Origin of the sequence: Bacillus sp. FDAARGOS_527, assembly GCF_003812125.1 — a bacterium.
GTDB lineage: Bacteria > Bacillota > Bacilli > Bacillales > Bacillaceae_G > Bacillus_A > Bacillus_A paranthracis.
Window position 1 is genome coordinate 1 of record NZ_CP033790.1, and the last position, 26,383, is coordinate 26,383.

Here is a 26,383-nt window from a genome sequence, read left to right on the forward strand (position 1 = left end):
TAAAAAACATTGGATGCGTGCGGATGTCTTAGGATGTAATAATCAAATATGGATTAATGATAACAGCGGAGCGGTTTATCACAGTAAACGAGACAGCAAACGATGGATGTGGAGAAATAATATTATCAATGCAAATAGCGTGGATGACGCTGAAAATATTATGAGATTACTTGAGTTATGCCCCACAAATCAGAAAAGAATGTTTTTATGTTTGATGAAGAAGTAACTCTTCCTTAACTAAACAGCACACCCAATTGTACGGTCGAAGTTGGGAAGAGTTACAGGGGTAACAGGCAATATACATGTTATGAATCAAATACGAGATATAGAATTAAAAGCCCTAAACTGGGCTTTTTTCTTTGCAGGAATTCCCTAACCATCATGGAATATTGTCACTAGGAGGTGTTGTGACGTTATGACGGACGAAATTGTTTATTCTGCTAGTGAAGTGTATAAAAGGCTAGGAATAAGTGATAGCACCCTTAGAAAGTACATGGAAGTATTGTCGCGAGAAGGATTCGCAGTGAAGAAGAATAATCGTGGCAGACGCCAGTACACAGACAGTGACATTATGGTGATTGAGAAGCTAATTGAGCTTAGTAAGCATGACGGTATGACGCTAGAGAAGGCAGCGAAGATGATTGCGCAGCAAATAGAAAAGGTTAATCCGGATCTAATTAAAGAGGAATCTGAGGAAACGGACTTAGTGCCATTCCATATTAAACAGCAATTACAGGAACAGTACAGCGTTATGGCGCAAGAAATGAATCAGAGTATGTTAGCGATGGAGAAACGATTAAGTGAGCAGGCGAAGCAAAGTAACGAGGAAATCAAGGCGAGTGTAGAAGCGCATAATGAACGAGTGGAAAAACGATTGGAAGCACGGGATGAGACGCTTATGAAGACGCTACGTGAGATGCAGGAAACGAAGAGATTGATGCAGGAGTTTCGGGATGAGGTTGCTGCTGCGAAAGAGAAGAAAAAGCCTTGGTGGAAGTTCTGGTGAGAATCTAATTCCTTAAAATAGTAAAGCCCTACACAAAGTAGGGCCTATTTTCTTGCAGAAATAATTTTATAAACTCATACCTATTCTCGACTTTTCTTTACTTCAAGTACTTGTTTTACAGCATTTCTTACTAGATTTTGTTTTGGTGCAGGTAATGAGGCAACTTTTTCTTCGATTAACATATTAATAACTTCATAAATTTTCATATCTTCAATTGTAGCGAGTGTTGAAATTGCCGTATGTGTTTCTAATGAGACACGGAAAGATTTCGGCAACTCTTTCGTAGTAAGTTTTCTCTTAGGCTTTTCAAAGAGCTTGCCCTCTTCTGAGTAAGTTCTGTCTTGCTTTTCCTTTTCCATGTCAGTATGATCGCTTTGAATAGTTGAATCTGAACTTTCGGTAATAGGCGTCAAAGTCACTACAAAAGAATTACTCTTATTTTCCACAGGTACCACTCCTATTTAGTATTTGTAAATAATAGCGATTTTCAAAAAAGATACATGTATCTTTAGATACAAAGATAAAAAGATACATGAAGAAAAGCTATGAGGACGGGATTTCCTCATAACTACTTGTTATTAGAAGTTATATTTTTAAGTATACGTTGCTCGCGCTCGGTTAAATTATTAGCGATGTAAAACTCTAAAATTTCATCAATAAATTCGTAATTCTTCATACTCTTCATCGTACAAATAGTTTTAATTTTGCTAAATGACTCAGGAGTTACTTTTATGTTTTTTCTATCTTGTGCTGTCAAAACCTTCTTTTGGGGTGTAGTGTTGTTATTTGTACTCTGAACATTTCGCTCTGTATTAGCAGATTGCGTTATCTTCGGTTCTTGCGGTGTTTCCCTTTTGATTAAAGCCACTTATGTCAATCCCCTTCCCTAACTTAGTAAGTTTATTTTCTACGAAATACTTTTGTGTATATCTATATCCCGGTTCAATATCTCCCTCAGTTTCGAAAAGGTGAATTCTTTCTTCTAACTCACAGAAAATATCGCAGAATAAAGCTAGCATTCTCTTATCATGATGATCTTCAAATTGTAACCCGATTCGTGGATACCATTCTAAACGTGCATGGTTGTTAATAATCGTAGTAAACACATTTTCTTCACCAAAAGTAGCGATTGTACTTTTAACGATTTCCTTGTGTAAAGCACGCTTTTGTTGGAGTAATACAGGAAGTACTCCAGCAACTTGCATTTTTACGAGTGAACCAAAGTCATCAACTAATGTTTGGATGTATTCAAAGATTAAACGTTGGCTTCCTTCGTATGAAAATTGTTGAGTTTCTTGAACAACAATAATGTAGTCGCTTGCTACCATCGCATTATCCACTTTTAAATCTGTTGAAGGCGGAATATCGATGAATATGTAGTCGTAGTTATATTTAATTTTTTCTAGCAATCTAGAAAGGTAAAAAGTTCTGTCTTCAACTGTATTGAATGTTTCAATTAAGAAGTCAGCATATTTCCTCATGTCATATCCGCATGGAATCATGTCTAAGTTTTCATGCAGATGTACAATCCCTGATGATAAGTCTCCTTCTTCAAGACACTTCATTAAAGTCTTTTGCATTTCAGTAATGTTAAATGATTTCGCTAAAAATGTTGTACCGTTCCCTTGAAGGTCAGTATCAATAAATAAAACTTTCTTATTAAAGATTAAAGAAGCCACAAGAGATTCCATACACGAATCAGTTGTTTTTCCAACTCCACCTTTTTGTTGGGCGTTGATTATGACGTATCCTTTTTTCACAGGAATCGCTCCTTTTAAATTTGTAATATAATTGTAACAAAGGATAAATGTATCTTTTTATCTTTTTATTTTCGAATTGATAATAACACGTGCTTGTACAAAAAGTAAAAGGATAAATGTATCTTTTTTTATGTTTAATAGATTAACCTTATTTTTCGTGTACATAACTTTTAATAAAAATCCTATAATACCAATGATAATTGATGTATCTTTTTATCTTTCTATCTTTTTATCTTTGTATCTAAAGATACACAAAGGTATACAATGTATCTTTGTATCTAAGGATAAATGTATCTTTTTATCTTTGTATCCTTCGTTTAAGTTAACAAGATGGCATAAACCCACTTATAGAGGTATTTACAAACAAAAAAGCTTGTTGTAACGTAATAAACAACAAGCATCATTCTACAAATCTAAACAGAATTTGATATTTTACATAAATGAAGATCAAGAAGATCGATAAAACAAAATTTAAAACAATTGAATATGAACACAAAACAAAAAGCCACTCCCGTATGCTATTGGCGCCAACCGATAGCGGGAATGACTAGCTCTAGCAAGTGTACCACCACTTGACTAGAAATAAACTGTATTCAACCACAGTGTTAACGTTTAAGTAGTGTACCACCACTAACCTTAAACAACTATGCCTTTTCACGAGGCTTCTTTGATATACCCATTTTATCGATAGTTTGGATAAATATCAACTAGTAAATACTAGTTTTGATTATTTTGTAGTCCAAAAGATATATAACGGGCATCTCTAAACCTAGAAGTCTTGTGAATGTACAGGCTATTTAGGAATTGGAGATGCCTTTTTGTTTTTTGTTCGCGTGGAATTGCCTGAAACCACGTAAATAAAAACTGATAAGCCGTAATTCCGTGCTGCTATCCATATAGGAGGAACGTGTTACGTGCGTGGCTAGCTGTTGGTCGTGCAGGGGGTACAGAGTATGCGCCTACAAAAACAGCACCCCTCATTGGAATCCTGTTCTTCTGGTGAGGGAGGGCGAGAACTTGCCCAGGGACGATTCTCTAAAAGGTTCGGGTGGTTATCGTTAGCATTACGGTGCTAGGGAGTACATTCAGTTTGTCGTGTAGGGACGATATTACAAGGACAAGCCATAGAAAAAGGATGTATGCGGTGAAAATCGCTGAGTGAACAGGGTCTATACATACGGATACCTTATAAGTGACCGCATGGCGAAAACAAGACGCTTATCCATCTATTTTGATTGATTACTTTTTTCGTGATCTTTCAAAGTAGGGGATAAATCTGCCTTCCAGCCGTGTTCCTTAATCGTTCCCACATGATAAAAACCTTCAAAACTTCCAGTCAAGCTTAATTACGAAGAAAAGATGGAAAACATGAGATTGTTTAAGATCTAGGGGAATGACTTACTAAGATAGAGGAATAAATAAAGGATTTACTACTTGCTTGGTTAGAGGATAAGGGGACGTTTGGTAGAATAGGCCTTATTGTAGAATTTGGTTTTACACAACGGATATAGTACGTGAAATTTAATAAGCAATTTATCTGAAGTTTTTTATTGTAATTTGTATACTAAGGGTACAAGCGATACATGAATTGGTTTAAATGAAGAAATTTAAAAGTTTTTTCAGATAATGTAACATATCTATTCAGGTTTTAAGGGGTGTGTATGGTATAATGAAAACATCCCATCGTAGTTGTGTACGATGGGATGTGAAAGGTGGTGAGTATTATGGATACAACAACAATTATTGCGGTTTGCGCAATGGCTAACGTTGTACTAGGCATGATGTCATTGGTAGTGACTGTCCTAGCGGCCCACATAAACTCCAAAAAGTAAAAGTAATATTTTATCCAAAGTCTTTCAGTGTTGGTAGCACTGGAAGGCTTCTTTTTTATCTTTATCTTTATCTTTATCTTATCTAAAGTATATCATGCAATATAACATAACTTCAAGCGCAGGGGTGGTGTGCATTAATGAATAATTTATATTAGTTAAGTTTCATAAAGAAAAGACACTCTAAGGTGCCCTTATAATTTATTTTAATTTTGTATATACTTCAATGAATTCTTTTAAACGATCTGTAGTGTCTAACGCTTCTAATCTTCGTGCCCATCCCCATTCTTTTACTAAAAACGGTTCTCCATGCCATAAAATTTCTACATCACGACGATGACGAGAATCCCAACTATCCGAAGACTTTACATAGTATGCATCACTAGTTACTCGTACAATGGCAAATACATTAAATTTCGTCATTTGGCCAGTTCCGATAACTATAATATCATGCGGGATAACTTTATCATAAAATCGATCAAAGAATGTTTGGATTTGACCCCAACGACGTTTTTTTTCTGCATTTTCATCTAAATCTTTAAATAATTTACTTTTACCAGCACTACTTAATTTTCCATAATCAAGGTTAATTCCGTTTTCATCTAATGCTACAAAAGGTTTCTCGTTATTCATAAAACGTTCCGCCCATTCTTGATAAGTCTTCATTAAATAAACATTCATGATAATACCTCCATTAAGTAATTAGTAAAAATAAAAAAGTTACTTAGTAAACGCCTTTAAATCAATGTTTATAAGTAACTTGGATATTTGAGATTATTATAATAAACATTGATTTAAAAGTAAAGTAAGTATTTATCGACAAATTACTTAATGAACGCATAAAGAAAAGACACCCTAAGGTGCCTTCCTCCGACTTGAGCCACTTTAATTTTAATAATATGTATCTCGCAAATATAATTTTACCATATTTATGTATATCGTTTATTGAGAAAAAAAAAAGCACTCTTTCGAGTGCCTTCAACTATTCTACTTTTAACTTAATCTCTTTACCCATCATACCGCCACGAGCTTTTAATACTAAGCCTTGTGCGTCAGCAGGAACATCAAAAATGATTTTTCCTGTTTGAGTTAGTCCAGGGTTAAGTTGTTTTAAGAAGAAATCAGATTTACCGCCGTTACCTACATCGAAAGCCGTTTGAGCTTGTGTAGAATATTTAAATTCACGATCTTGATTATCAACTAATTTGAAGCTGTTAGCATCGACAGTGATAGCGTCTTTTTGGTTGTTAGTGATAGAGATTTCTACTACTTTAAACACACCTTGCGCTTTTTCACTTAAGTATTGGCCACCTACTGAATCTGTTGATTCAACAGAACCTACAGCGATTTTAACTTTAGAAGATTCACCCTCTTTAGAAAGTTCCTTTTTAGGCTCTTCTTTCTTTGGTTCCTCTTTTTTAGCTTCGTCTTTCTTAGGCTCATCCTTTTTTGTTTCCTGTTTAGCCTCTTGTTTTGGTTCAGTAGAAGCTGTTTTAGTATCTTCTGTATCCTTGCTGCTATTACCATAAGCTCCGAGTACTACGATAACAACGATAACCCAGAACCACCATTTTTTGTAGAACGGTTTTTTCATTTTTTCTTTCCTCCAATTATGTAAAATGTAAGATTTCCGAGCTTATCATAGCAAACAATCCATCATAATATTGTCATATTTTGTCGAACGTAAATAAAAAAAGAGAGCCGAAGCCCTCATTGGTTAATATGGTAAAATTATGTAAAATTTTACCTCTTTATTTTGGAAATGATTTCTTTTATTATGGATTCAAATACAATATCTTTAATTTGAAATATTGAGCGCTGCAACGCTCCGTATTTTGTTTTAGAATCTTCAATAGAGGATTCATATTACCTTGATGTTTAAAGGTGTTTATACGTTAAAATAAGGAGTGTGAGACCTACATAAAATACTTTTTCGCCAAGTATGTATATTCCACTAAGAGGTTTAGTGCTTTCTTTTGTGGTTCTGTGTCTAAATCGGAAATTTGGTCTAAAATAACCTCGACTTGTGGTGGAATTCGATATTCTCTGCCAACTAAGTTGTCCAAACTAATGTTATATAGATCAGCAATTTTGATTAGAGTGGAAATGTCAGGTTCTGATCTTCCCGCTTCCCAATTGGTATATGTAGAACGAACAACATTTAAATAGTGAGCAACATCATTTTGAGTTAATTTATTTTTCTTGCGAAAATATACTAGCCGTTCATTAAGCAATGACTATTCACCGCCCTTTTTTATCTGTGACAATTATAAGCGAACGAGGGAAGTGGATGGTATATATTTGGATAAAACGATTAATTTTGTGACATTAATTCAATTAAATGACTCATTTTGAGTCTGTGTAAAATTAATTAGAACAAAAGTTCGATTTTGTGGTAAAATATGCATGTGAGGTCTTCATACGTTATATGTATAATTGCATATTCTGTTTTTTAATCAATTGATAAACGTTGGTATATAACGGTTTTACAACTTTCTCAATAATTGTCTGATAACTGCATGACTGAAATTTGCCAAAAATGTGATATTATGAAAACAAATATAATAAACGGAACGAAAAAAAGACTCACAGCGTGTGTAAGTAGTGTTCGCACCACTCTTACACCGTTCGCCCGACTCACAAGGGGAACATCTGCCATAAGTCTCTTTTCGGTCACTACACGAGTAACACTTACATTATAACATGCCGATATTATTAAAGCATTACTATGGTATTAAATTCCTGTTTTAAAAGTTGAGAAAAGAGCGAAGCGTCTTTGTTCCAAAAGGGAGGAACAAGAAGTGTGGAAAGTTTTAAATGTTCTTGAAGGAGAGTTATATGTAGCTGGAATTAAGAAAAACAAGTTAGCTGATTATTGGGGAGTGAAGCCTGCTACAGTTACCAAAGTATTTAAAGGAGCTAACGATATTAGTTTCGGATATCTTTCGAAGACGCTTATCTTATTAAAAAAGAGTTTGATTTCACAGGCGAAAGTTGTTAATGACTATATAACGAACACAGACCCTAAACCTGAAAATTTAAGAGAAGCTATGGAAGATTTGGCTATTAGAGGTAAATTCGAATTATTGAAAGCAATTATAGATCAAGAGATTCATTCTGATGTTGCCGAAAATAGAGAATTTGCGGAAGTATACGAAATAATCTATCGAAGATACCAGTTTGGTTTAGATGCTTCAACTTATTTCAGGTTATTAAGACAAAAGAATAAAAACGTTAAAACAATTGAAATGGAAGTTTTGACAGAAATCTTATTATGCCAGGCACAATATCAGTCAGGGAATTACAAAACGCTATACGAGAGACTGAAGTCAGTTAGTGAAAAAATAAATGAAATAACAAATAAATTTATAAAAGAATGTTTGTTATTAAGATATAAAGAAGCAATAGCAGTAACTTCTTTACAAGGTGGCGAAATAGTTGAATCTCGTTCCGTATGTCGAGATATATTGGATGAATTAGAGTGGGATGACTTTTTCTCACTGCCAAAACTAAATGCATACTTGAAAATAGGCGAGTCATTAATATTCGAACCTGATAATTACGACAACGCTAAGTTTTATTTAGAGAAAACATTAGAGTTATTAGGTAATCCTAATTGCAAAGGATTAGAAAAGAAATGGAAACTTGTTCAGCAAACCTTATCTTTCTTGAAAATTCATCATCAAAGAGATTTGAATACCTTGGAGTTTGTACATCCAAGCGAAAAGGCATATTCAATGATACTTGAAGGGGATATTTTAGGCGCTAAAAAGATTTTATTAGACTTAAAGGAGAAAAACGGAGAATGGACGGATATCCAAACCGCATATTATGCTCTTACATGTGAAGGGGAAGAAAGGGAATCTCTACTGAGAAAGTCCTTACTGATGTGCCAAAAGTCTGGTAATATCCATTATTCGCAATTACCAAAAATATACTTGGGTTTAATTTAAAAAAATGGTATAATTATCTTCGAAAGAAGAGGTGGAAATATTGAAAAAAATATTAGCTTTATTGCCAATTTTATTAGTAGCGGGGTTATTCACTTTTTCTGCTGATAACCAACAAACAAATAATAAACAAGAAGCATCTGAGCCTGTTGTTCAACGCATGATGACGGATCCAGGTGGAGGTTGGTAGAAATTACCAGTTAGTTGCTTTTAATTAAATATAAATCTAAAATGACATCGTCTTAATTGGCGGTGTCATTCGTATTTTACGGAGAAATTTCCCTTTTAAGGGAAACGACAAAAAAGTAATTAATTCCAAAAATATACAAAAGAGGATGCAGGGGGAATTAGCGATGACGAAAGAAGAATTAGTGAGAATGGCTGCAAAATTAGGGTTAAAACAGGGGAATCCTAAAGCGGAGGATATTCTAAAGATTGTCCTTGATGAATCATATAAAGAAAAACCAAATACATAAAAAGAAGACTGCCGCATAAGGTAGTCTTCTTTGGTTAGTTATTCTTTTTATTTTGCATATAAGTAACGTACATCTCTAATTGCTCCCAAGCTTTCTTTCGCTCATCCTCTGGAAGACTCTCAATTAAAGACATTATATTCTTTCCTTCTTCAGATACAGCTTTATCTTCTTGTTCATTTAATTCAGGGTCTTCCGATCTCCCTAATAAATAGTCTGTAGTTACTCCGAAATAATCCGCTATCTTTTCTAATGATTCTCGCCCAGGTGATTTTTTACCTTTTTCAAAATAAGAAATAGCCATCTTGGATACACCAATAGCATTACCTAATTGCTCTTGTGTAATCTTACTATTCTTCCTGAGTTCTTTAATCTTTTCCCCGATCAACATTAACGTCCCCTTTATATAAGTGTTTATGATACCTAAAGTATAAAGTAAACATAGTGTTTACCACAAGATAAAATTTATTCGAGTTTTTTTTTAAAAAGCACTTGAAATAAACTTTAGGTTTACTTATAATGAAATCACAGGCAACGAAGGGAGGAAATAACTTGAAGCAGTTAAAACAAAAACGACTAGAAAAAGGGATGTCTTGCCAAGACATTGCCGATAAAGTCGGAATCACTAAAATGCACTACTGGTACATTGAAAATGAAAAAAGAACTTTAAAAATAGACTTAGCAGAGAAAATCGCAATTGCTCTTGAGGAAAATCCGAAAGACCTTTTTTTTAACAATTAAAGTAAACCTAGGATTTACAAAATGAAAGGAGTAAACCAAATGAACGAACTTAAAAAATTCTCACATAACATGTTCGGCAACTTAGAAATTCTTATTAAAGAGGGTAAGGAATACTTCCCGGCAACAGATGTCGCAACTGCATTAGGATACAAAAGGCCACAAGATGCAGTTAGACAACATTGCAAAGAAGATGGGTCGGTAAATCACCGAGTCGCTGATTCTCTTGGACGGATGCAAGAAAAGAAATACATTAACGAACCTAACTTATACCGCTTAATCGTAAAATCGAAACTTCCACAAGCGGAACAATTCGAAAAATGGGTATTCGAAGAAGTGCTTCCTTCTATTAGAAAACACGGAGCATACATGACAGATCAAGTCCTGGAACAAGCGGTAACAAATCCAGACTTCATGATTGGACTTCTTACAAACTTAAAAGAAGAGAAAGCAAAACGAGTTGAAGCGGAACGAACAATCTTACAACAACAGCCACTTGTAACATTCGCTGAAGCGGTGCAAGTATCAACAAACCTAATAACCGTCAAACAGTTAGCAAACTTAATGAGACAAAAAGGAATCGATACAGGTCAAAACAGACTCTTCGAATGGTTCAGAGAAAACGGATACCTTTGCAAGAAGAAAGGCAGTCTTTACAACACGCCAACACAGTATTCAATGGATTTAGAGTTATTTGAATCACAAGAATATGTAAGAACAAATAGCCAAGGCGAGTTTGTAACATCGTTTACCACAAAAGTCACGGGAAAAGGTCAACTTTACTTCATTAATAAGTTTCTTGGAAAGGAGGCGGTTTAAATGATGGAAGAAAGCACATTATCACATTTAATGATTCTGGTAATTGTCATTTTAACCGCAGGATTCATTCATCTGATGGATTGGATAGATAGAAAGTATATGAAGGAGGAAGAGAAATGACAAACAAAGTTGATGTAGCACAATCGTTAATAGAAAGAATCGGGGGATTTAGTATGGAATTTAACATCGCAAACCAAGTTTTAGAAACAACCAATTATGATGTTTTTATTTACAAGAGAGACAACAGAAAAATTAAAGAGAATTTAAAACTAGCAGAAGAAATAAAAGCAATTGGAATTTTAGTTCCGATTATTGTTAATGAGAAATATGAAGTTATTGATGGACAACATCGGTTAGAAATCGCAAGAAAACTTAAAATGAAAGTTCCATTTATTATCCTACAAGGTGCTGGTAAAAAAGAAATTATTTCAATCAATACTACAAGTGCAAAATGGACAATGGAAGACTTCATTAACAGTTTTGCGGAAGAAGGAATTGAGGAATACGAAAAAATGAAAAAGCTACTTAAAAACTACAGTGTAAAAGTTGGAACGCTTTGTTGTTTAGCTTTTAATACAACTAGCATTACACAAGCACAATCAAAAGTTAAGCATGGGCAGTTAGAATTTGTAAATTATGATTTTTTATTATCATTCTTGGAATTTTATGAAGAATTGATTCAAAGAACAACTCTTGAAAATAATGGGTCCCTAGCTAGATCTTTGTATACATTATATCGTTTGAAATCTTTTGATCCAAATAGAATATTTGATAAATCAGGTTTAATTGCTGAGAGATTAAGAGGAGTTTCAAAACACAGTACGACTACGCAAGTTATATTGGAATGTTACAACAAAAGGTTACGTGTCGGTTCAGACAACGAAATAAAATATCATAAAACCGCTAAAGGTGAAATTGAATTTTTTGAAGATATTAAGGAAGAAATCCAAACGCGGACAAATGTATAAAGCGATGGATAAACAGCAACGAGAAGTAGACGAACAAAAGAAACTCGCATGGATCATAAGGGATTTAAGAGCTAGAGGGATACATAACAGCGCAGATAAGGTTGAGGAAATGCATAAGGAGTTTATCACTTTGGCTAAATAGGACAAGCGTTGTGCTTGTCATCATGATCAGGAGCGGACACCTTTCTCCCTCCACCTCGTTTCTGGTCATGATGATGCGTACAGCATCAAGAAAGGGGGGAGGACGATGAATCCGCTAGCTAAAAACTAACATCAAAGCAAAATAAAAACCGCCGATTACCCCTAATCGACGGTTTGATGAAACGACGCAATATTTTCTACCTCTATTATATCAAGTCGTTTCTTCTAAGTAAATAAGGAGGAATGTGGAAATGAAAGATGGAGTAGTTTTAATGTATTGCAAGGATGGAGTGTTATATCCAGTAGCACTAACAAATGAACAAAATGAGATGTTACAAATGTCGTCAATGTTATTTCAACCATTAAAAGTAGTATTCGATAAGCCGCAAGGTCAAGCTATTAATTTAATAAAACAAATAAACTAAGGAGCAAAACCTATGTTAGATAAAAATCAATCGAAAGTCGTCCTTCCTTCATGGGTATGGGAGGGCGTAAGAAATGTAAAAGAAGCGAAATTGAAGGCATCCCAATATATTACTCCAGAACGCTATCCAGGCTACAAAATCATTGAAATTAAAGGCGACATAGCGGTATGCGAAAGAGAGAGTGTATAACATGTGCTGGAAAGAAGATATCAATAAACCGATTCTGCTGAAGGGACCGCATTTAGGAAAGTTATTAAAAAGAGTTAGGGATTTAGAAAAGCGTGGTTATGATCATGTTAGGCCATATCAAACTCGTAGAAGGGTTTGGAAAGATTATGAGTATGACATGAACAAGAATTTCGGAAAAGGAAAATACAGATTATCAGGTTATGAAATTGAAACGGAGTATTCGTTCTTAATGATAAAGAAGGTGGATTAAATGGCAACTTTTAGAGTAAACAAAGATAAAAACTATACAACTATTAATAATACAGGTCTCCGCGATGAACGATTAACTTGGAAAGCGAAAGGAATTTTAGCTTATATCTTATCATTGCCAGATGACTGGGTCTTTTATATGGAGGAAGTTGCTACACATGCAAAAGATAAATTGGATAGTTTGAAATCTGGAATGAAAGAATTAAAGGAACATGGATATATTAAGAGATTTCCTGTTAAAGATGAAAAAGGGAAAATCATTCGATGGGAAACGATTATATATGAAATCCCACAAGTGGAAAATCCACCAGTGGAAAACCCACTAGTGGGAAAACCACAAGTGGACGAGCCACCAGTGGAAAATCCAATGCTACTAAATACTAAAGAACTAAGTACTAATAAACAAAATACTAATTTACAAAGTAGTAGTAATAGCATCTTCGCATTCTATGAAAATAACTTTGGAGTTCTAAATCCGTTCATGGCAGACAACATAGAACAATGGGTTAAAGATACCAGCAAAGAACTTGTTATAGCTGCTATGGAACGTGCATTAAAGCAACAAAAGAAATGGAAGTATGCTGAGGGGATATTAAAACAGTGGGCTAACAATAACATTAAGACTTTAAATGATGTAAAAGCTTTAGAAACTGAATATAAAAACCGAAACAAAGGAGCGAAACATAATGATCCAGTTGCAAGCAACGGAAATGTTTACTACCAAAAAACTGAATTTGACTTCTAATCTGTGTGAAGTATGTCAGGCTAAGGGAATAAAACAAAGAACGATGATATTTCAAGGTGAGGAAGTTTGTCCAAAGTGTTATTTACAAAAAGACCATGACAGATTATTTGAAGAATGCAACCAGTATTACAAAGGTGAAGAGGAACGGAAAAGAAAAGCTTATTTTCATAATCATAGTTTAATTAGTGATCCAACGATTATGCGAGCGGCATTCGAGAATTTCATTCCAGAATGTGCTGAGGAAAGAACTAACAAGGAACAAGCCCAACTACATGCTCAAAATTTTATTAAGAATCTAAAATATACGGTAGTAGCTTCTGGAGACGCTGGAAGAGGGAAAAGTCATTTAATGCATGCCATCGCTGAAGAAGTTAATGAGAATGGCAAACAAACAGTTTTATTTATAAGTGAAAGTGTCCTGTTTAAAAAATTGAAATCCACATTTAGTAAAAAAGATATATCAGAGGATGATTACTTGCAGAAAATAATCGATGCTGATGTAGTAATATTTGATGATTTCGGCTCTACATTAGGAGATTACCGGGATATCAATTTAAAAGCATTAGAGTTTCATAATGCGCAAGGTGAAGGGGATATTACGAGTCTTCAAAGAGCAACTAAATATATGAACGATACGTACATGACCATATTCGATGGCAGACAAGGGAAAGCGAATGGAATTGCCACAAATTTAGTGGGAGCAGCTATTTCATATTGCTACGATCAACGAATTACATCTAGAATACTCGGTTGCAAGGCTGCTATGACATTTAAAAACACACCTGATAAACGTAAGAAACCGTTACCTTTCTAATTTAAAGGGGGATATAAGAATGCTATTTGACGATGTACAAGCTCCATCTAAACCATATTGTGATATATGCGGTGCAGCAATTGATAACATCGATATACACGAGGTACGTATTGAAGAGAAGGAAATGACAGCTTGCTCAATTTGCTATGGCGATCCAACTGTAAGAAGGATTGACTCAAAAACGTTGTTTGACTTAATAAAATCTGTTGGCAAGCGTTACGGGTACCGCAAGAGTATAAGGGAAGTGCAACAACAAATAGAAGTAGATATGAAAAGTATAGAAATAGATGTGCTCGAAAAAATGGAAGGGCATTTGTTACGACAACCAACAGGTAAAAAGATTGAATTTTCAGTCAAAGAATTACTATACATCTTTAATAAACTACGTTTACAAATAGCCGGTCACAATAACATCGCTTTTGCAGTAGCCCAAATATCAGAACGGGGAATTGAAGTCGTAATAAGAAAGGATGACGATTATGTGCGCGTGTAATGGTACTGGAGTAATTCAAAACGGAACTGGAATGGGTATGTATCAATTCGGACCATGCGTTTGCGAAGCGGCAAATCAAACACCTGAAGAAGTGGATAGAAAGCGTCATACCGTTATAGCGAGGCTGATGGAAATCCATCGTATGCAGCAGGAAGAGAAATCAGGGATTGCATCGTGAAAAGCGGTCAACTTTCGTTTGAAGATGTCATAGGAACTTTTGATTACGCAGCTACTAGTACTTCAGAAAAGTTTCTACACAGCAATAACCATAACGCTATAACGCCTACGTATGAAGTTCACTTCTATGATCAGGATGAGAAACAGAAAATTGATTGGTTTGAATCAAAGAGTGAAGAAGCTGCAAATAGCGATGCCAAAGCGAAGCATGGAAGGATTCACATTATAAAAACTGTTGTAAGTGCAAGGACTTTAACGGAGATTATGAATTTAGATTAGGGGGATTGCAATGAAAAAGGGGATTTTAAGTCAATCTGATTATCAACGAGCTGAAGAAAACGGAATAAATAAGAATACTTTAAGAAATCGTGTTTACAACTGCGCTTGGGATGTTGTAGAGGCCGTAACAACCCCACCAGGAAAGAAACGCGCTTCTAAAAAAAGCCAATCTGAAATCTGGCTAGAAATCGCAGTGAAAAACGGAATGAATCCCAACACATTTTATAGCCGAATTAATTTAGGGTTTACTCCAGAAGAAGCAGCCACGAAACCAGTTAAAAAGCCATCTGAATTTATTAAAGAAATGGCTAAGTTAGCTGAAGCAAATGGAATTAACTATCAAACATTTCACTCACGGATACGTAATTATAAGTGGGATATAGAATTGGCAGCTACTGTTCCACCAATAGAAACCGGGAGACGTTGTTGTAACTAATTTAAAGTGAGGAAGGTGAAAGTTTATGGAATATAGTCCCGTTCCTACTTGGGAAGAATATGAAATTGCAAAATGTAACGGAATAAAGAAGTGTACGGTAGATCAGCGGATTAATGTTTATGGTTGGACTGTAAAGGACGCAATTAGTAAGCCTTTATTCGTTAGTTTAAAAAAACTGTATGCAAAACAATGGGAATTGGCACAACAAAATGGTATCTCATATGATACGTTCTTCTCCAGGATTAAACGTTACAACTGGAATCCTGATGATGCGGCAACGACGCCAGTTTTATCGCCAATAGAATGCACGAAAAGAGCACACTCCAAAACAGATATCATAACGCCGTCACAATACCGCATAGCACTAAATAACGGCATTGGAAAACGAACAGTAAGAACTAGAGTCTTTGTACTTAAATGGGAGATAGAACGCGCTATAACGACTCCACCTAATATTAAACATAGAGCTAAGAAGGAGGCAATCTGAAAATGGATTTAGATCGGTGGTATGCCGAAGAAGAATATGCAAGCACGGAGAATAATTACCTTCCAGTTCCAACTTGGGAACAATATGAAATTGCTAAGAACAATGGTATTAGCAAATGCAACGTAGATCAGAGGATTATACGAGGTTGGAACATATTAAAAGCTATCACACGACCTGTGAATGAATCATTTATGAAAAAGTACAAGAAAGAACTAGCAATAGCGGAGGAAAACGGAATTGGATATCGGTTATTTCGCCAACGTATTAAAGAATCTTTTTGGGAACCAATTGAAGCTGCGACAGTCCCAAGATTGACTAAAAAAGAAGCAGCAGAAATATCGTCAAGGGTAAGGAAAAAGAAGGTGACAAGGAATGGAAAGTAAGGAGAAACCAACGGAAGTGCAATATAAAATAGCGGAACAGAATGGTATTAGTAGGCAGACTGTAAATCAACGAATTAAAAAAGGAAAGAAAACAGTTGAGCAGGCAATTACAGAACCATTGAGTGGCGAATTCGCAAGAAAGTATCGAAAGTACGTTGAGTTAGCAAAGAAGAATGGAATTGATTACAAAACATTCAGATCGAGGATTCTATATGGGAAACGTCGGAAATGGACACCAGAAGAGGCAGCAACAATCCCAGCGACTGTATATCGAAAAATAAACTATCAAAAACCATCCAAAGAGGAAATTAAACAAGCTGCTTCAATTGGAGTGAGTGAAAAGTTGCTTGACCAAAGATTACGTCATGGATGGACGATGGAACGCGCAATTACTTCACCAGTTGGTACGAGTTATGAAGGGAAAGAAAAGAATGTGAAAATGCTGAAATTAGCCAGAAGTAATGGGATAAGCGATTCGACATACTATCGCCGCCGAAAAGAAGGAATGACACCATACGAAGCAGCGACAAAGCCAAAGGGGTTTGAGAGATACATTCCTTTAGCAGAAGCGAACGGAATTAATAGTAAAGCGTTTTATCAAAGGGTAAAAAGGAAGATGGATCCGTACGAGGCAGCAACAAAACCACCAAGGAAGTACGAAAAAGAAACAAATCAGCTAGGAGGCAACATGGAGCAAGACGTTTTAATCAACAAATTAATTGATAATCACATATACAAGCTACCTGACGGGCGTGATTTATATGAAGGGTCATGCGAGGAACTGGCGGGGCTACTAAAAGGAGATGGAGAAAATGAGAGAAGCGATTGAAGAGTATATCGAACAGTTACAGCAATCAGCAGTGGAGAACAGAAAAGAAGCTGATAAGGCTTACGAAGCTGAAGATTTAGGACTCGCTGGTTTCTATAGAGGGAAATGGATTGCGAATGAAGGAACGGCAATAGCATTAACAACAATCTTATCTAAATACAAGGAGGAAGAACAATGAAATATACAGAGCATGGCACTTACGAAATTACTAAATTATTAGCAGAAGCGAAGGAGACTGAAGAGAATGGCAACTAAGATCGTTATGTACACAGGAAATTCTTGTCCAAAATGCAAAAGAGCAAAGGAAATGTTTGCGAGTCTTCCTTCAGAAGTTCATGTGACTCTAATTGAAAGAAACGTAGATCAGAACGAAGACCATATGGAAGTGCTAACTAAGAAATATAATTCCAATACGTTACCAACGTTTGTAATTGATGATGAAGTATACCGCGGGTTTGATGAAAATATAGGAAAGATTATGGGGCATTTAGGACTATAGGAGGGATTACGTGAAGAAAGAAACTGCGGTGCAGGTGCAAAGTGAACTCAATGTAGTAGAAAGCGAGATTCGCAAGATGGAATATCACTTGGTTGGATTGAATAACGAGAAACGGAAAACGCAACTTTCCTTGGAAGTGTTGAAGAAACAGAAAGAGAAATTGAAAAGTTACTTATAAGGAGTGAACGGAATGAATTTACGAGTGAAGATTAAGCGAGTGAAAGATGTGGAATTGCCGAAGTATGCGAAGCCAGGAGATTCGGGTTTTGATCTTGTAGCAGCAGAAGACACGATTATATGGCCGGGTGAGACAAAAGTTGTACCAACTGGATTGGCATTTGAGATTCCACCAGGATATGAGCTCCAAGTAAGGCCTAGAAGTGGGATATCACGTAAAACATTTTTAAGAGTAGTACTTGGCACGGTAGATAGCGGTTTTAGAGGTGAGGTAGGAGTTATAGTCAGCAATACATCATATATAGGAAACCACATTACATTAGGGATTAATGATGATAGTGGAATTTACGCAAATGTAAAATATGAGATTAAAAAAGGTGACAGGATTGCTCAGGGCGTTATAGCACCAGTTGAAACAGCTAATTTCGTTGAGGTGGACGAGCTATCGGATTCAGAAAGAGGAAATCAGGGCTTTGGATCTACAGGCGTGAAGTAAGACCAAATTTGAATTTTGTATAAAAGGGGAAATGATAAATGATTAAGTTTGATGGTCAAGATGTACAGGTTAATAAGGAAAAACAAAAGGAAGAAGGTATAAAGAGAATTGAGATTTTTTTAACGGAGGAAGGGGATATTCGCACTCTATCAATAGAGCGTTATGCGTTTGCTTTATCAGGGAATAAGAACCGTAAAAAGGAAGAAAATTTGGTTTATGAAAATTCTTTTGGAAATTATCTGAATATAGAAGGTGCAGTAGAGCATTTTTATGATAGTTTTCCTGATGATTGGGGACAAATGGTAGACGATTATGACGGAGATACTAGTTATCTTGATAAGTCTCATGAAAGTATCGTTGTTATGGAAAATGGACTGAAACTAAAAATAGAAATCAGTTTCGATGACAATGCAGAGGATAAAGAAGATGAATCATGGATTTGTAAGGCGTATAAAATTTCTTAATAAAAGCGTTATTTTATAAAAAATGGAGGTAAGTAAACATGAACAAATTAAAAAAATATTTAGATGCTTTATTAGTTGGTGAAGGAAAAGCGATTATTGAGAAAGAGGATGTACAAGAAGTATTGCCACGTTTAGAAGCGGTATTAGATGAAACGGGTTGTGTGTACTCTTGGAGTGAAAACATGGAAGGTAGAGTGCTAGTCATTATTAGTGAAGTGAAATAGAACAAAATAGTTATTTGAATGGAAAGGGAGAATGGATATGAAATACTTTGAGTTTAATAAGCATGAATATTGGGCATTAGTCGCGGCTGAAAACGTTATAAAAGCATGTGAAGTATATGCGGAAGAAGTTGCAGGCGAGTCAGTTGTAGAAGTGCAAAAAGAAGGTGCGGTTGATGAAGTTACAAAAGAAATCGCATTTGGAAAGTATTTAAGTGCAGTTGCTCAGTTAGAAGAAAATAAGGGTTTGAATTTACAAGACTATTTGAATGATTTCAATGGGCATGAAAACACAACTCTTTTGATCACATCGGAATTAGCATAAAGAACTAAACAAAATTCTTATTTTAAAAATAGAGAGCTCTTGCCAAAGAACTCTCTTACCAAAACTTATATTGAATGAATACACACCATAATGTATGCATGTTGTTTAGGTATGTGTAGTTGTACAATAAAATCTTTATTTGGAAAGAATTCAGCCCCTAACGGTGCGCTGTTAGGGGCTGAATCTCGAGAACTTTTATTAAAATTACATGAGGTTGATCAGTGAATGTAACTATCGATCTCTCGAATTATAGCACTAAGTAAATTAAATTTACAACTTAATATTTACATTTAGTGATAAAAGATATGGAGGGGAATGGAACGGATGAGACATACAAGAAATAGACAAATGACAAAAATAGGTGAAGAAAATTTTATGGGAATGAAGAATATCAAAATTTCAACGATACGAAAGTTTGATGGAGAGTTTAATAATAGATTAGATCCAACTTTCCGGTGGCACAGAGATTATCATGGTATGAATATTGTATCTTTTAACCGTAAGGGTGAAGCATTTAAAACTAATGTGATAAAAGTTAGAAATTAAACAAAATCGTTATTTGAAAGGATGAAAAAATATGGATCATACACTTAAAGATACTAAAAATGCTATTTTTTTCGTCGAGAAAGATGGAAAGCCAGTGAAGATTGCAGCAGTCAAGGACGTTGAGTTCAATTTCAACATCGAAAGCAAACAAAGTGTAGAAATCCCACGGGAAATTAGTATTAGTTGTAAATTCGAAATACCGGAGAACGTGAAGGAATTAATGGGCATGGGATTCACCCCACAGCAAGCATGGAATATTCATTTTCGTCAAAGTAGTAAATGGAAAGTACTTCATGATGATCTAACTAATGAGCAGGATATGATGCAATTGCTTGATAAGGCAATTAGTCGTGTGGAGGAATTGGAGTATCTATTAGAAGAAATTAAATGTTATGACGGATATAGCTGGCGGAATGACAGAGAATTTATTGATACAAGGATTAAACGAGCTTTTTCATAAAAACGCTATTTGAGTAGAAAAGGATGTGCAGTTTGAAATCTGAAGAAGTTAAACAGCTTATCACTGATTTAGAAAGAAGAGCATCCAATTTAAAACGGGTCCGAAATGGATTTTCAAAAATTCATAGTGAAGAATATCGTGATGGCGTCCATAAACAAATAGCTATTTTGGACCAGGTAGTAATGAGGTTGAATTGGATTATGAGAGATGAAGGTAATTAGTATAGAAATTTCATTTTGTAGAGAAATGAGGTGCTAGGATGAAAGGCTCTACAAAGTATCAATTATTAAAAGCTGATTTCGATCATGCTGTAAAGCAGCTTAAACAGAGGAATAAAGAAATTGAGCTTCTTAGAGCAAGTCGTGATTCATCTATACACGAATATCGCCAATTGTTTAACGAACGGATGAAACTTAAAGAGGAAATTGAGTTTTTAAAAGATGATGTTCAAATAAGGGATGAACATATTGAAAGACTCGAGAAGGAATTACAGGAATATAAAAGAGCAGCTAGCAAAGGCTAACTGCTCTACGAAAGAAACGTTAAGAAGGAAGTTCAATCATTAAGTGTTATTTATAGTATGGCCAAGATTTTGGGCTTTATTCAAGGAGGAATAAAGATTGGAAGATATAAAGTGGCATGAAGCAGAAGAGAATAATGATGGTATTAAGACAATTGCAATGATTGAACTTGATAAGAAATTAAAAGGTGTAACAATGTATGGATACAACAGGATAGTTGGTTATAACGGTATTTTAAAAGGTGAAAAAGTTCTCTATAAAGGAGAAGAATATACCGTGGTAATGGTATCGAGATTAGGGGACTTTGGTTTATCTAAAACAGGAGAATTGCCATACATTTTACGTGCTTGCCCAAAAGACGTTGTAAAAAAATAAAAGAGCGGCTAGCAAAAACTGACCGCTCCGTTTTGACAAAAGATTCCGGGCAGAAATCACTGCTAAGATAACTGCTTATGGTTAGTATGGTACAAAATCACGATTAGTATTCAAAAATAAAGAGCAGCTAGCAAAAGCTAACTGCTCAGGTAATGGAGAAAGATTACCATGTCATCTATAGTATTGACGGAATATTGAGTTTTATTCAGGGGAGGAAGAAAAATGGATAAGTATGATTTATATAGAAAACTGGACGAACATATAAATTTAGTTATTAATAAATCAGGAGCAACGGAAGAAGAAGTTGTTAACCAATGGTTGGAGTCAATTGAAGAAACAAATGAACAAATTAAAAAAATGTAGGAGGTAGAGAGAAATGCATGCATCAACTAGTTTCTTATTAGCATTATCTACAAAATTACAGGAGATCGCTGATAATACAGCAGACATGGAAACAGAATCGGAATTAAATGAGCTTATTGATAAAATCAATGAAAGTATCTAAAACTCAACAAAATAATCCTTTGGATAGAAAGTGAGGTTAAAAGAATGGAAGATAACGTAAAGCTATTAGGTGCAGATGGAATGTGTGGAATGGAGTTCACAGGAAATAAGGTTAATGTTTATAACGATACAGGATACGTGATGGAGAGTATGACGACGAGGGAGCATGTTCAGGAAGTTATTGATTTTCTTGAAGAGTGCAAAGAACAAATGGAGTAGAAAGTGGGGTAAGAAGAAATGGATATGGAAATCAAAATAGGAATTGATAAAGAAGCATGGGGCATTATGTTAGGTTATTATGCGCCAGAAAGAACGTTAGGAATTCACTTTTTGTGCTTTTATCTCAAAGCTAGTTTTTAATCTTCTAATAGAAAGTGAGGTTACCAGTTGATCAGAAAGAGAAAGGTAACAACCAAGAAAAAGAACGCACCACGTATTAAACAAAAGAAAGTAACTTATGACGGAATAGATTTTGATTCGCAATCAGAGATGAACTATTACAAGTACTTAAAGGGACGGGAGGATGTTACTCATGTTGAGTGCCATCCATCCTACACCTTAGTACCGTCTTTTGAGATTAAGAGCAGTATAACGAAGTCAGGGAAGTCGAAAAAGTCAGCTATGAAGTTTACTCCAGACTTTAAAATAACGTACTCAGATGGACGTGTAGAAGTTGTAGATGTGAAAGGAAGCAAGAAGGCAATTAACGAGGGATTTCCGTTACGTAAGAAGTTATGGGAGTACCTAAACAAACAGGAGTTAATCGTTGTGATATGGGACAAGAAGTTAGGTGAATGGACAAGATCATGAAGGGGTGAGTGTTATAAAAGGATACGAAGGTACAAGAGAGTATATGTTGTTCCGAAAAGAGTCAGGGTTTGGAGATAATCAATGCGTTACGATATTTGATGTATTTACGTATCAGGAGTTAACGGACCATTTAAATGATGGGTGGCGGTTTAGTAGTGGAATAACAGTTGGGAAAAAGACAGCTTAATGGATAACGGAACAATGCTTCACAGTGTGGTGGGGGCTGTATTGTAAGTATCGTTCCCTTATTCAACAAACAGATAGTAAAATTTCACGTACCTGATGTGAATGTAAAAAGACCAATTCAGAAATAGGGGGATTACAGATGGAGCAATTAGCATTCTTTCCAGAAATCGATGATAAGGAGTACAAATTAATTCAAAAAGCAGTAGTAAAGGTGTTACGTGATTATAAAGCTCTAGCTGTACGTATGGAGAATCAAACCGAGTGTGAGAGGGAAAGTATTCAATTGTTCCCTGAATTACGTGATACAAGGAAGCTGAATGATTATAAGTATCTGCAAATTAAGAGGGCGCTAGACCACTCATTAGATCTTGAACAAAGGGAAATTATTGAACGGAAGTATTTAAAAGGTGGAGTAATGAATGACACATTAATTAAAGCACAAATGATGTTAGAGCATAAGTGGTATTACTATCAAAAGAAAAGTGCGATCATGGCAATTGCAACAGCATTACGTATGATTTAAACAAAAAAAATCGGGAACAAAATGGGAACAAATACGGAAGAAAGTGAGGAACAAATGAATGCGATTTTCAAATTATCATTATCTTACAAGCTCATCAACGAGCTTTAGACAGCCCTTTGATAACGACATAACTAAGGGGATAGCGTATTTATTCTGTGATCACAATCCATTTCAGAATAACCCCCATTAACAAAACGTTACTGCAACAAAATGTATAGGTGCAGGCTGTCGGCGGTAAAAATCCGTGGTTAAGGGTGGTATGATTCCCTTTAAAGAAGAAAAGGATTGCTAAAACTAATTAAAACTAATTAAAACTAATTAAAACTAATTAAGACATATTCCAGTATGGCGGGTGTGAGATAACTCGCATTCGTCATACTGTTTCTATTATATTTACCATTCAGCCTAGAATGCGTCCTCTGGGTTGATAGTGAATATAAGTCTATTACTCTCTGTTATTTGTTTCTGGAAATGGAATGGGGTGGTTTATTTATGATTAAATGAACATCGCGTTTGTGGAAAGAAAACAAATATTAAAATAGGCTTCACTTCACCGGTACGGACGACATGCTTTACACTTTTAACGAATTACTCACATCTTTCGTTAGGCAAAGAGTTCCACTCTTTGTTTGAGCCAATACAGCGGAAACATTCCCCTTCCGTCCCTCTAGTGTATTGGTTCAAACAAGGCGTCGGAAGAAACACATACGTCTTGATATAAATCCTTTATAATTCGATATTGGCTTGCAAAGGCGGTAGCTGAAGTATTGGCCGACTCTACGGAGTATAAACGAGAAGATTCTTAGTCTTCTCCCAGTCACCGAACACAGGGTGTGTAGCCATACTAGTTGATGCGGTGGCTTGGAGAAGAGTATGAAAACTACTCTTAAATTGATTCATTTCGAAATTCCCCTTTCGTGAATGATTTCTCCCATCCCCTTAAAAAAGCCTGATTACTTCGAAGGCTCAAGTTTCACTTGGGTTATTAGTAGAAGTAATGGGGCTTTTTGTTTTGTAGGATATTTTAATTGTTTGTTGAATAGATACATTTGGGAGGGATTATTATGAATACAATTAAACCAGGTGGTTGAATGTAGTGACGGAAATTAAACCAGGTGGTTGAATACGAATATTTAAGAGAAAGCATCCATAACGGGTGCTTTTTTTCTTTGTTATATAGAAATTACACATTAAACGTAGATTTGAACAAAATGGACATTTGGTTAGGAGGATAAGGATGGAATTAACATTAGAAGGATTAGAACAATGTTTTAATGAAGCAGCAAGTGAAGAGGCTAACTATGTAGCTGTACAGATTGAAATGGATGGCTTCCCTAGTGATGAGGTAATTATTAATGATAAACATAATATCGTTTCTAAATTAGAGTATTACAAGAAAACTTACAATGAAGATTTAGAGCATAGATACGCTGCAGGTATTCGTATTGTAGGTTATGCATATGGATACTCGTTCTCTGGAGTTCAACGTGAATTAGGACTAGTGATTGAATAGTGATTAAACCAATAGCAATTAGGAGGATGAATGATGGAAGAGAGAACAATTAAGTTTGAAATTGTAATTGAAGGTGAGTGTACACCAGAAGAACAATCTAAAGTTAGAAAAATGTACGATTTCATTGAGCAATATGCTAAAGATCACGGATATAAAGCTACAAAAACGGCAGGAGTTAAGGAATTAATGGAAAACGATAAAAAGAATACTGTTGCTGTAAAAGTAGACGTTGATACAAAAGAAGCTAATGAAAATATTGCAGAGTTAACTGCTGCTGCTAATGAATGTGTGGCCGCATTGGAGAAGTTGGAGAGACTTACTAATAAGTTTTCTGGTTTCCCTCAAACTAAGATTTCAGTTCATGCTGATACAATTGCACAACGTATTAATAGTGCCGAATCAAATCTCAGGATTTAAATCATGACTAAAATAATAGCAATTATCGTAGGCGCTGCCGTGATCTGGGTGGCGTCTTGTTTGTTGTTAAGGAAAGATAAGGGGTGAAGATATATGTTCATTAGAAAGAAAAAGTTGTTGAATTTTCTTGATACCGAAATTCTAGATATGGAGAAACGTCTTGCAGAAGTTCGTAAAGCAGAGGAAGAAGCTGCTGCTGAAGGGAACGATATCGAGCGAGACTATCGTACGCAACGTATTGTATACGATACAGCTAGAAGCGAGTTAGTACGTTTATATATGATAATTAATGACGATCATCCGGTTAAATTGTAATAAAGTTTAACGAATATGTATTGTCAAGGAAAGATAAGCGCAAACGTGTTGCATTTTGCAAAACAAACGAACACAACGAACGAAAAAGAAAAGCAAGAATCAAATGATTCCTGCTAAATGAAGAGCTACGATCAATTGACCGATAGCTGTAGCGAACTCAGGCGAAACACTGATTTCGAAAGAACTATTCTTGAAGTTCATATATATCATTCCTTTCTTAACAGAGATAGTTTAAAAGATGAGGTAACCTGTATTCCTTAGATACCATATTCAATAGAAAAATACATGTTTTTTCCCAAGGATATAAAAAGTAACGAATGAAAATGCGGTTAGTTAACAAGGTGAAGTTTATGCAGGAAATAACGGTGATTAGGTGATGAAAATGGCGTAAAATCAACGATGCATAAAAGATATTGTGGGTAGAAGTACTCGAAAGTGCCACAAACGTTGATATGACGGCATATTTCCCGAAAACCTTGTTTACATAAGATACATTATCACCAGTCATTTGTATAAATATTTAATTCCCCTGCATAAATTAGTTTTCGTTATGGATTTTTAAAAATAAGATTCTTTTGAGGTGATTTGGTGAAAATTTATGTTGTTGAACAGATCAGATGTTTTATTAACTCGAAAGTAGTCTTAACGACAATCGATCAGGATGAAGCGTTACGAAAATTTAAATCTGATGTTGGTGCAAATACGTTGCAAGTTTGGGAAGAGGGCAAGAGACTTATTTACATTGAACCTTTTAGGTGTGGATATAGGGTAGAAGGTGAACTGAAAGAGATTGAAGAGAAATTGCAGTAGCGAATCCGCTGCTTTTTTATTTTATATAAGA

The 26,383-nt window shown here is 35.3% G+C and carries 51 protein-coding genes; 44 read left to right on the top strand and 7 right to left on the bottom strand.

The window, feature by feature from the left end; genetic code table 11:
• The first annotated feature begins 13 nt into the window (after positions 1 to 13).
• Both EGX95_RS01425 and EGX95_RS01430 read left to right on the top strand, forming a co-directional pair.
• Entirely contained in the window at positions 14 to 226 is a 213-nt protein-coding gene (locus tag EGX95_RS01425) for a hypothetical protein (RefSeq protein WP_192957634.1), read from the top strand.
• A gap of 189 nt (positions 227 to 415) precedes the next feature.
• Complete coding sequence (locus EGX95_RS01430) at positions 416 to 1,006, top strand: DUF3967 domain-containing protein (RefSeq protein WP_123805328.1); 591 nt, start codon at positions 416 to 418, stop codon at positions 1,004 to 1,006.
• Between the two features lie 80 nt (positions 1,007 to 1,086).
• Here EGX95_RS01430 and EGX95_RS01435 read toward each other — a convergent pair whose 3' ends face one another.
• The 6 genes from EGX95_RS01435 to EGX95_RS01460 form a co-directional block, all read right to left on the bottom strand.
• Positions 1,087 to 1,419 carry a hypothetical protein gene (locus EGX95_RS01435; RefSeq protein WP_226812322.1) on the bottom strand — a complete coding sequence of 111 codons (333 nt, stop codon included), beginning with the start codon at positions 1,417 to 1,419 and terminating at the stop codon, positions 1,087 to 1,089.
• A gap of 155 nt (positions 1,420 to 1,574) precedes the next feature.
• Entirely contained in the window at positions 1,575 to 1,874 is a 300-nt protein-coding gene (locus EGX95_RS01440) for a hypothetical protein (RefSeq protein ID WP_065107705.1), read from the bottom strand.
• Positions 1,819 to 2,766, bottom strand: a complete 948-nt coding sequence (prgP, locus tag EGX95_RS01445) for a ParA superfamily DNA segregation protein PrgP (protein ID WP_086401174.1) — start codon at positions 2,764 to 2,766, stop codon at positions 1,819 to 1,821. The genes EGX95_RS01440 and prgP overlap by 56 nt, the downstream gene beginning before the upstream one ends.
• 2,030 nt (positions 2,767 to 4,796) lie before the next feature.
• Positions 4,797 to 5,276 carry a hypothetical protein gene (locus EGX95_RS01450; RefSeq protein ID WP_048532701.1) on the bottom strand — a complete coding sequence of 160 codons (480 nt, stop codon included), beginning with the start codon at positions 5,274 to 5,276 and terminating at the stop codon, positions 4,797 to 4,799.
• Positions 5,277 to 5,577: 301 nt separating this feature from the next.
• Positions 5,578 to 6,189 carry a DUF4352 domain-containing protein gene (locus EGX95_RS01455; protein WP_100635090.1) on the bottom strand — a complete coding sequence of 204 codons (612 nt, stop codon included), beginning with the start codon at positions 6,187 to 6,189 and terminating at the stop codon, positions 5,578 to 5,580.
• 322 nt (positions 6,190 to 6,511) lie between these two features.
• On the bottom strand, positions 6,512 to 6,829 hold the full coding sequence (locus tag EGX95_RS01460) for a helix-turn-helix domain-containing protein (protein WP_100635089.1): 318 nt from the start codon (positions 6,827 to 6,829) through the stop codon (positions 6,512 to 6,514).
• A 567-nt stretch (positions 6,830 to 7,396) separates the two neighbouring features.
• On the opposite strand from EGX95_RS01460, the gene EGX95_RS01465 reads away from it, so the two are divergent.
• The 3 genes from EGX95_RS01465 (at position 7,397) to EGX95_RS30875 (ending at position 9,021) form a co-directional block, all read left to right on the top strand.
• Positions 7,397 to 8,548 (top strand): AimR family lysis-lysogeny pheromone receptor, encoded by a 1,152-nt coding sequence (locus EGX95_RS01465; RefSeq protein ID WP_100635088.1) that lies wholly within the window; start codon positions 7,397 to 7,399, stop codon positions 8,546 to 8,548.
• Between the two features lie 40 nt (positions 8,549 to 8,588).
• Positions 8,589 to 8,735: a complement C1q protein gene (locus tag EGX95_RS01470; protein ID WP_100635087.1), complete on the top strand. Its 147-nt coding sequence runs from the start codon at positions 8,589 to 8,591 to the stop codon at positions 8,733 to 8,735.
• A 163-nt stretch (positions 8,736 to 8,898) separates the two neighbouring features.
• Complete coding sequence (locus EGX95_RS30875) at positions 8,899 to 9,021, top strand: hypothetical protein (RefSeq protein ID WP_264295261.1); 123 nt, start codon at positions 8,899 to 8,901, stop codon at positions 9,019 to 9,021.
• A gap of 34 nt (positions 9,022 to 9,055) precedes the next feature.
• Here the strand turns inward: EGX95_RS30875 and EGX95_RS01475 are convergent, their stop codons facing one another.
• Complete coding sequence (locus EGX95_RS01475) at positions 9,056 to 9,406, bottom strand: helix-turn-helix domain-containing protein (RefSeq protein ID WP_100635091.1); 351 nt, start codon at positions 9,404 to 9,406, stop codon at positions 9,056 to 9,058.
• Between the two features lie 131 nt (positions 9,407 to 9,537).
• Between EGX95_RS01475 and EGX95_RS01480 the strand changes: the two genes are divergently transcribed.
• From EGX95_RS01480 to EGX95_RS01640, 39 genes are all read left to right on the top strand, one after another.
• Entirely contained in the window at positions 9,538 to 9,759 is a 222-nt protein-coding gene (locus EGX95_RS01480; protein ID WP_100635086.1) for a helix-turn-helix transcriptional regulator, read from the top strand.
• Between the two features lie 39 nt (positions 9,760 to 9,798).
• The gene (locus EGX95_RS01485) at positions 9,799 to 10,575 is read left to right on the top strand and encodes a phage antirepressor (RefSeq protein WP_100635085.1); all 777 of its coding nucleotides are present in this window, start codon (positions 9,799 to 9,801) and stop codon (positions 10,573 to 10,575) included.
• Positions 10,576 to 10,691: 116 nt separating this feature from the next.
• Positions 10,692 to 11,543, top strand: a complete 852-nt coding sequence (locus EGX95_RS01490; RefSeq protein WP_100635084.1) for a ParB N-terminal domain-containing protein — start codon at positions 10,692 to 10,694, stop codon at positions 11,541 to 11,543.
• A gap of 4 nt (positions 11,544 to 11,547) precedes the next feature.
• Positions 11,548 to 11,685, top strand: a complete 138-nt coding sequence (locus tag EGX95_RS30105) for a hypothetical protein (protein WP_192957635.1) — start codon at positions 11,548 to 11,550, stop codon at positions 11,683 to 11,685.
• 250 nt (positions 11,686 to 11,935) lie between these two features.
• Positions 11,936 to 12,109, top strand: a complete 174-nt coding sequence (locus EGX95_RS30110; RefSeq protein ID WP_192957636.1) for a hypothetical protein — start codon at positions 11,936 to 11,938, stop codon at positions 12,107 to 12,109.
• Between the two features lie 12 nt (positions 12,110 to 12,121).
• Positions 12,122 to 12,298, top strand: coding sequence for a hypothetical protein (locus EGX95_RS30115; protein WP_192957637.1), 177 nt, complete (start codon positions 12,122 to 12,124; stop codon positions 12,296 to 12,298).
• Position 12,299: 1 nt separating this feature from the next.
• A complete protein-coding gene (locus EGX95_RS01500; protein ID WP_100635083.1) occupies positions 12,300 to 12,548 on the top strand; it encodes a hypothetical protein in 249 nt (82 codons plus the stop codon).
• Positions 12,549 to 13,292: a DnaD domain protein gene (locus EGX95_RS01505; RefSeq protein WP_100635082.1), complete on the top strand. Its 744-nt coding sequence runs from the start codon at positions 12,549 to 12,551 to the stop codon at positions 13,290 to 13,292.
• A complete protein-coding gene (locus EGX95_RS01510; protein ID WP_100635081.1) occupies positions 13,234 to 14,106 on the top strand; it encodes an ATP-binding protein in 873 nt (290 codons plus the stop codon). The genes EGX95_RS01505 and EGX95_RS01510 overlap by 59 nt, the downstream gene beginning before the upstream one ends.
• A 19-nt stretch (positions 14,107 to 14,125) precedes the next feature.
• Complete coding sequence (locus EGX95_RS01515) at positions 14,126 to 14,599, top strand: hypothetical protein (protein WP_123805334.1); 474 nt, start codon at positions 14,126 to 14,128, stop codon at positions 14,597 to 14,599.
• Positions 14,586 to 14,777 (top strand): hypothetical protein, encoded by a 192-nt coding sequence (locus tag EGX95_RS01520; RefSeq protein WP_123805336.1) that lies wholly within the window; start codon positions 14,586 to 14,588, stop codon positions 14,775 to 14,777. Before EGX95_RS01515 ends, EGX95_RS01520 begins: the two co-directional genes overlap by 14 nt.
• Positions 14,774 to 15,055, top strand: coding sequence for a hypothetical protein (locus tag EGX95_RS01525; protein ID WP_000835007.1), 282 nt, complete (start codon positions 14,774 to 14,776; stop codon positions 15,053 to 15,055). The genes EGX95_RS01520 and EGX95_RS01525 overlap by 4 nt, the downstream gene beginning before the upstream one ends.
• A 10-nt stretch (positions 15,056 to 15,065) precedes the next feature.
• Complete coding sequence (locus EGX95_RS01530; protein WP_000715307.1) at positions 15,066 to 15,491, top strand: hypothetical protein; 426 nt, start codon at positions 15,066 to 15,068, stop codon at positions 15,489 to 15,491.
• Between the two features lie 25 nt (positions 15,492 to 15,516).
• Complete coding sequence (locus EGX95_RS01535; RefSeq protein WP_100635080.1) at positions 15,517 to 15,978, top strand: hypothetical protein; 462 nt, start codon at positions 15,517 to 15,519, stop codon at positions 15,976 to 15,978.
• Positions 15,979 to 15,980: 2 nt separating this feature from the next.
• On the top strand, positions 15,981 to 16,361 hold the full coding sequence (locus tag EGX95_RS01540; protein ID WP_100635079.1) for a hypothetical protein: 381 nt from the start codon (positions 15,981 to 15,983) through the stop codon (positions 16,359 to 16,361).
• Between the two features lie 688 nt (positions 16,362 to 17,049).
• Positions 17,050 to 17,190: a Fur-regulated basic protein FbpA gene (locus tag EGX95_RS01550; RefSeq protein WP_123805358.1), complete on the top strand. Its 141-nt coding sequence runs from the start codon at positions 17,050 to 17,052 to the stop codon at positions 17,188 to 17,190.
• Positions 17,174 to 17,368 (top strand): hypothetical protein, encoded by a 195-nt coding sequence (locus EGX95_RS01555; protein ID WP_046944918.1) that lies wholly within the window; start codon positions 17,174 to 17,176, stop codon positions 17,366 to 17,368. The genes EGX95_RS01550 and EGX95_RS01555 overlap by 17 nt, the downstream gene beginning before the upstream one ends.
• A gap of 66 nt (positions 17,369 to 17,434) precedes the next feature.
• The gene (locus EGX95_RS01560) at positions 17,435 to 17,689 is read left to right on the top strand and encodes a glutaredoxin family protein (protein WP_192957638.1); all 255 of its coding nucleotides are present in this window, start codon (positions 17,435 to 17,437) and stop codon (positions 17,687 to 17,689) included.
• Between the two features lie 10 nt (positions 17,690 to 17,699).
• Positions 17,700 to 17,867, top strand: a complete 168-nt coding sequence (locus EGX95_RS30120) for a hypothetical protein (protein ID WP_192957639.1) — start codon at positions 17,700 to 17,702, stop codon at positions 17,865 to 17,867.
• Between the two features lie 12 nt (positions 17,868 to 17,879).
• The gene (locus EGX95_RS01565) at positions 17,880 to 18,362 is read left to right on the top strand and encodes a dUTP diphosphatase (RefSeq protein ID WP_123805337.1); all 483 of its coding nucleotides are present in this window, start codon (positions 17,880 to 17,882) and stop codon (positions 18,360 to 18,362) included.
• A 38-nt stretch (positions 18,363 to 18,400) separates the two neighbouring features.
• On the top strand, positions 18,401 to 18,826 hold the full coding sequence (locus EGX95_RS30625; RefSeq protein WP_048548673.1) for a hypothetical protein: 426 nt from the start codon (positions 18,401 to 18,403) through the stop codon (positions 18,824 to 18,826).
• 38 nt (positions 18,827 to 18,864) lie between these two features.
• Positions 18,865 to 19,050: a hypothetical protein gene (locus EGX95_RS01575; RefSeq protein ID WP_001037529.1), complete on the top strand. Its 186-nt coding sequence runs from the start codon at positions 18,865 to 18,867 to the stop codon at positions 19,048 to 19,050.
• Positions 19,051 to 19,087: 37 nt separating this feature from the next.
• Positions 19,088 to 19,372 carry a hypothetical protein gene (locus EGX95_RS01580; RefSeq protein WP_123805339.1) on the top strand — a complete coding sequence of 95 codons (285 nt, stop codon included), beginning with the start codon at positions 19,088 to 19,090 and terminating at the stop codon, positions 19,370 to 19,372.
• Between the two features lie 348 nt (positions 19,373 to 19,720).
• Positions 19,721 to 19,918 (top strand): hypothetical protein, encoded by a 198-nt coding sequence (locus EGX95_RS01585; RefSeq protein WP_226812321.1) that lies wholly within the window; start codon positions 19,721 to 19,723, stop codon positions 19,916 to 19,918.
• Between the two features lie 31 nt (positions 19,919 to 19,949).
• Positions 19,950 to 20,378, top strand: coding sequence for a hypothetical protein (locus EGX95_RS01590; protein WP_046941870.1), 429 nt, complete (start codon positions 19,950 to 19,952; stop codon positions 20,376 to 20,378).
• Between the two features lie 23 nt (positions 20,379 to 20,401).
• Positions 20,402 to 20,599: a hypothetical protein gene (locus EGX95_RS01595; RefSeq protein WP_002081811.1), complete on the top strand. Its 198-nt coding sequence runs from the start codon at positions 20,402 to 20,404 to the stop codon at positions 20,597 to 20,599.
• A 38-nt stretch (positions 20,600 to 20,637) separates the two neighbouring features.
• Positions 20,638 to 20,901, top strand: a complete 264-nt coding sequence (locus EGX95_RS01600; protein WP_000678893.1) for a hypothetical protein — start codon at positions 20,638 to 20,640, stop codon at positions 20,899 to 20,901.
• 97 nt (positions 20,902 to 20,998) lie between these two features.
• On the top strand, positions 20,999 to 21,274 hold the full coding sequence (locus tag EGX95_RS01605; protein WP_000389465.1) for a hypothetical protein: 276 nt from the start codon (positions 20,999 to 21,001) through the stop codon (positions 21,272 to 21,274).
• A gap of 222 nt (positions 21,275 to 21,496) precedes the next feature.
• Positions 21,497 to 21,637, top strand: coding sequence for a hypothetical protein (locus EGX95_RS30125; RefSeq protein WP_154642398.1), 141 nt, complete (start codon positions 21,497 to 21,499; stop codon positions 21,635 to 21,637).
• A 13-nt stretch (positions 21,638 to 21,650) separates the two neighbouring features.
• A complete protein-coding gene (locus EGX95_RS30880; protein ID WP_258109217.1) occupies positions 21,651 to 21,779 on the top strand; it encodes a hypothetical protein in 129 nt (42 codons plus the stop codon).
• Between the two features lie 44 nt (positions 21,780 to 21,823).
• Positions 21,824 to 21,997: a hypothetical protein gene (locus tag EGX95_RS30130; RefSeq protein WP_192957640.1), complete on the top strand. Its 174-nt coding sequence runs from the start codon at positions 21,824 to 21,826 to the stop codon at positions 21,995 to 21,997.
• 18 nt (positions 21,998 to 22,015) lie between these two features.
• Positions 22,016 to 22,138, top strand: a complete 123-nt coding sequence (locus tag EGX95_RS30885; RefSeq protein WP_002029176.1) for a hypothetical protein — start codon at positions 22,016 to 22,018, stop codon at positions 22,136 to 22,138.
• 27 nt (positions 22,139 to 22,165) lie between these two features.
• A complete protein-coding gene (locus EGX95_RS01610; protein ID WP_000619834.1) occupies positions 22,166 to 22,588 on the top strand; it encodes a DUF1064 domain-containing protein in 423 nt (140 codons plus the stop codon).
• A gap of 4 nt (positions 22,589 to 22,592) precedes the next feature.
• Positions 22,593 to 22,775 (top strand): hypothetical protein, encoded by a 183-nt coding sequence (locus tag EGX95_RS01615; RefSeq protein ID WP_002029178.1) that lies wholly within the window; start codon positions 22,593 to 22,595, stop codon positions 22,773 to 22,775.
• Between the two features lie 138 nt (positions 22,776 to 22,913).
• Positions 22,914 to 23,297 carry an ArpU family phage packaging/lysis transcriptional regulator gene (locus EGX95_RS01620; protein ID WP_000436121.1) on the top strand — a complete coding sequence of 128 codons (384 nt, stop codon included), beginning with the start codon at positions 22,914 to 22,916 and terminating at the stop codon, positions 23,295 to 23,297.
• A gap of 1,237 nt (positions 23,298 to 24,534) precedes the next feature.
• On the top strand, positions 24,535 to 24,810 hold the full coding sequence (locus EGX95_RS01625) for a hypothetical protein (RefSeq protein ID WP_000424058.1): 276 nt from the start codon (positions 24,535 to 24,537) through the stop codon (positions 24,808 to 24,810).
• Positions 24,811 to 24,843: 33 nt separating this feature from the next.
• Positions 24,844 to 25,227, top strand: a complete 384-nt coding sequence (locus EGX95_RS01630) for a hypothetical protein (protein ID WP_000392742.1) — start codon at positions 24,844 to 24,846, stop codon at positions 25,225 to 25,227.
• Positions 25,228 to 25,320: 93 nt separating this feature from the next.
• A complete protein-coding gene (locus EGX95_RS01635) occupies positions 25,321 to 25,542 on the top strand; it encodes a hypothetical protein (protein WP_000470653.1) in 222 nt (73 codons plus the stop codon).
• Between the two features lie 588 nt (positions 25,543 to 26,130).
• Positions 26,131 to 26,352, top strand: coding sequence for a hypothetical protein (locus tag EGX95_RS01640; RefSeq protein ID WP_000708792.1), 222 nt, complete (start codon positions 26,131 to 26,133; stop codon positions 26,350 to 26,352).
• The last annotated feature ends 31 nt before the right edge of the window (positions 26,353 to 26,383 follow it).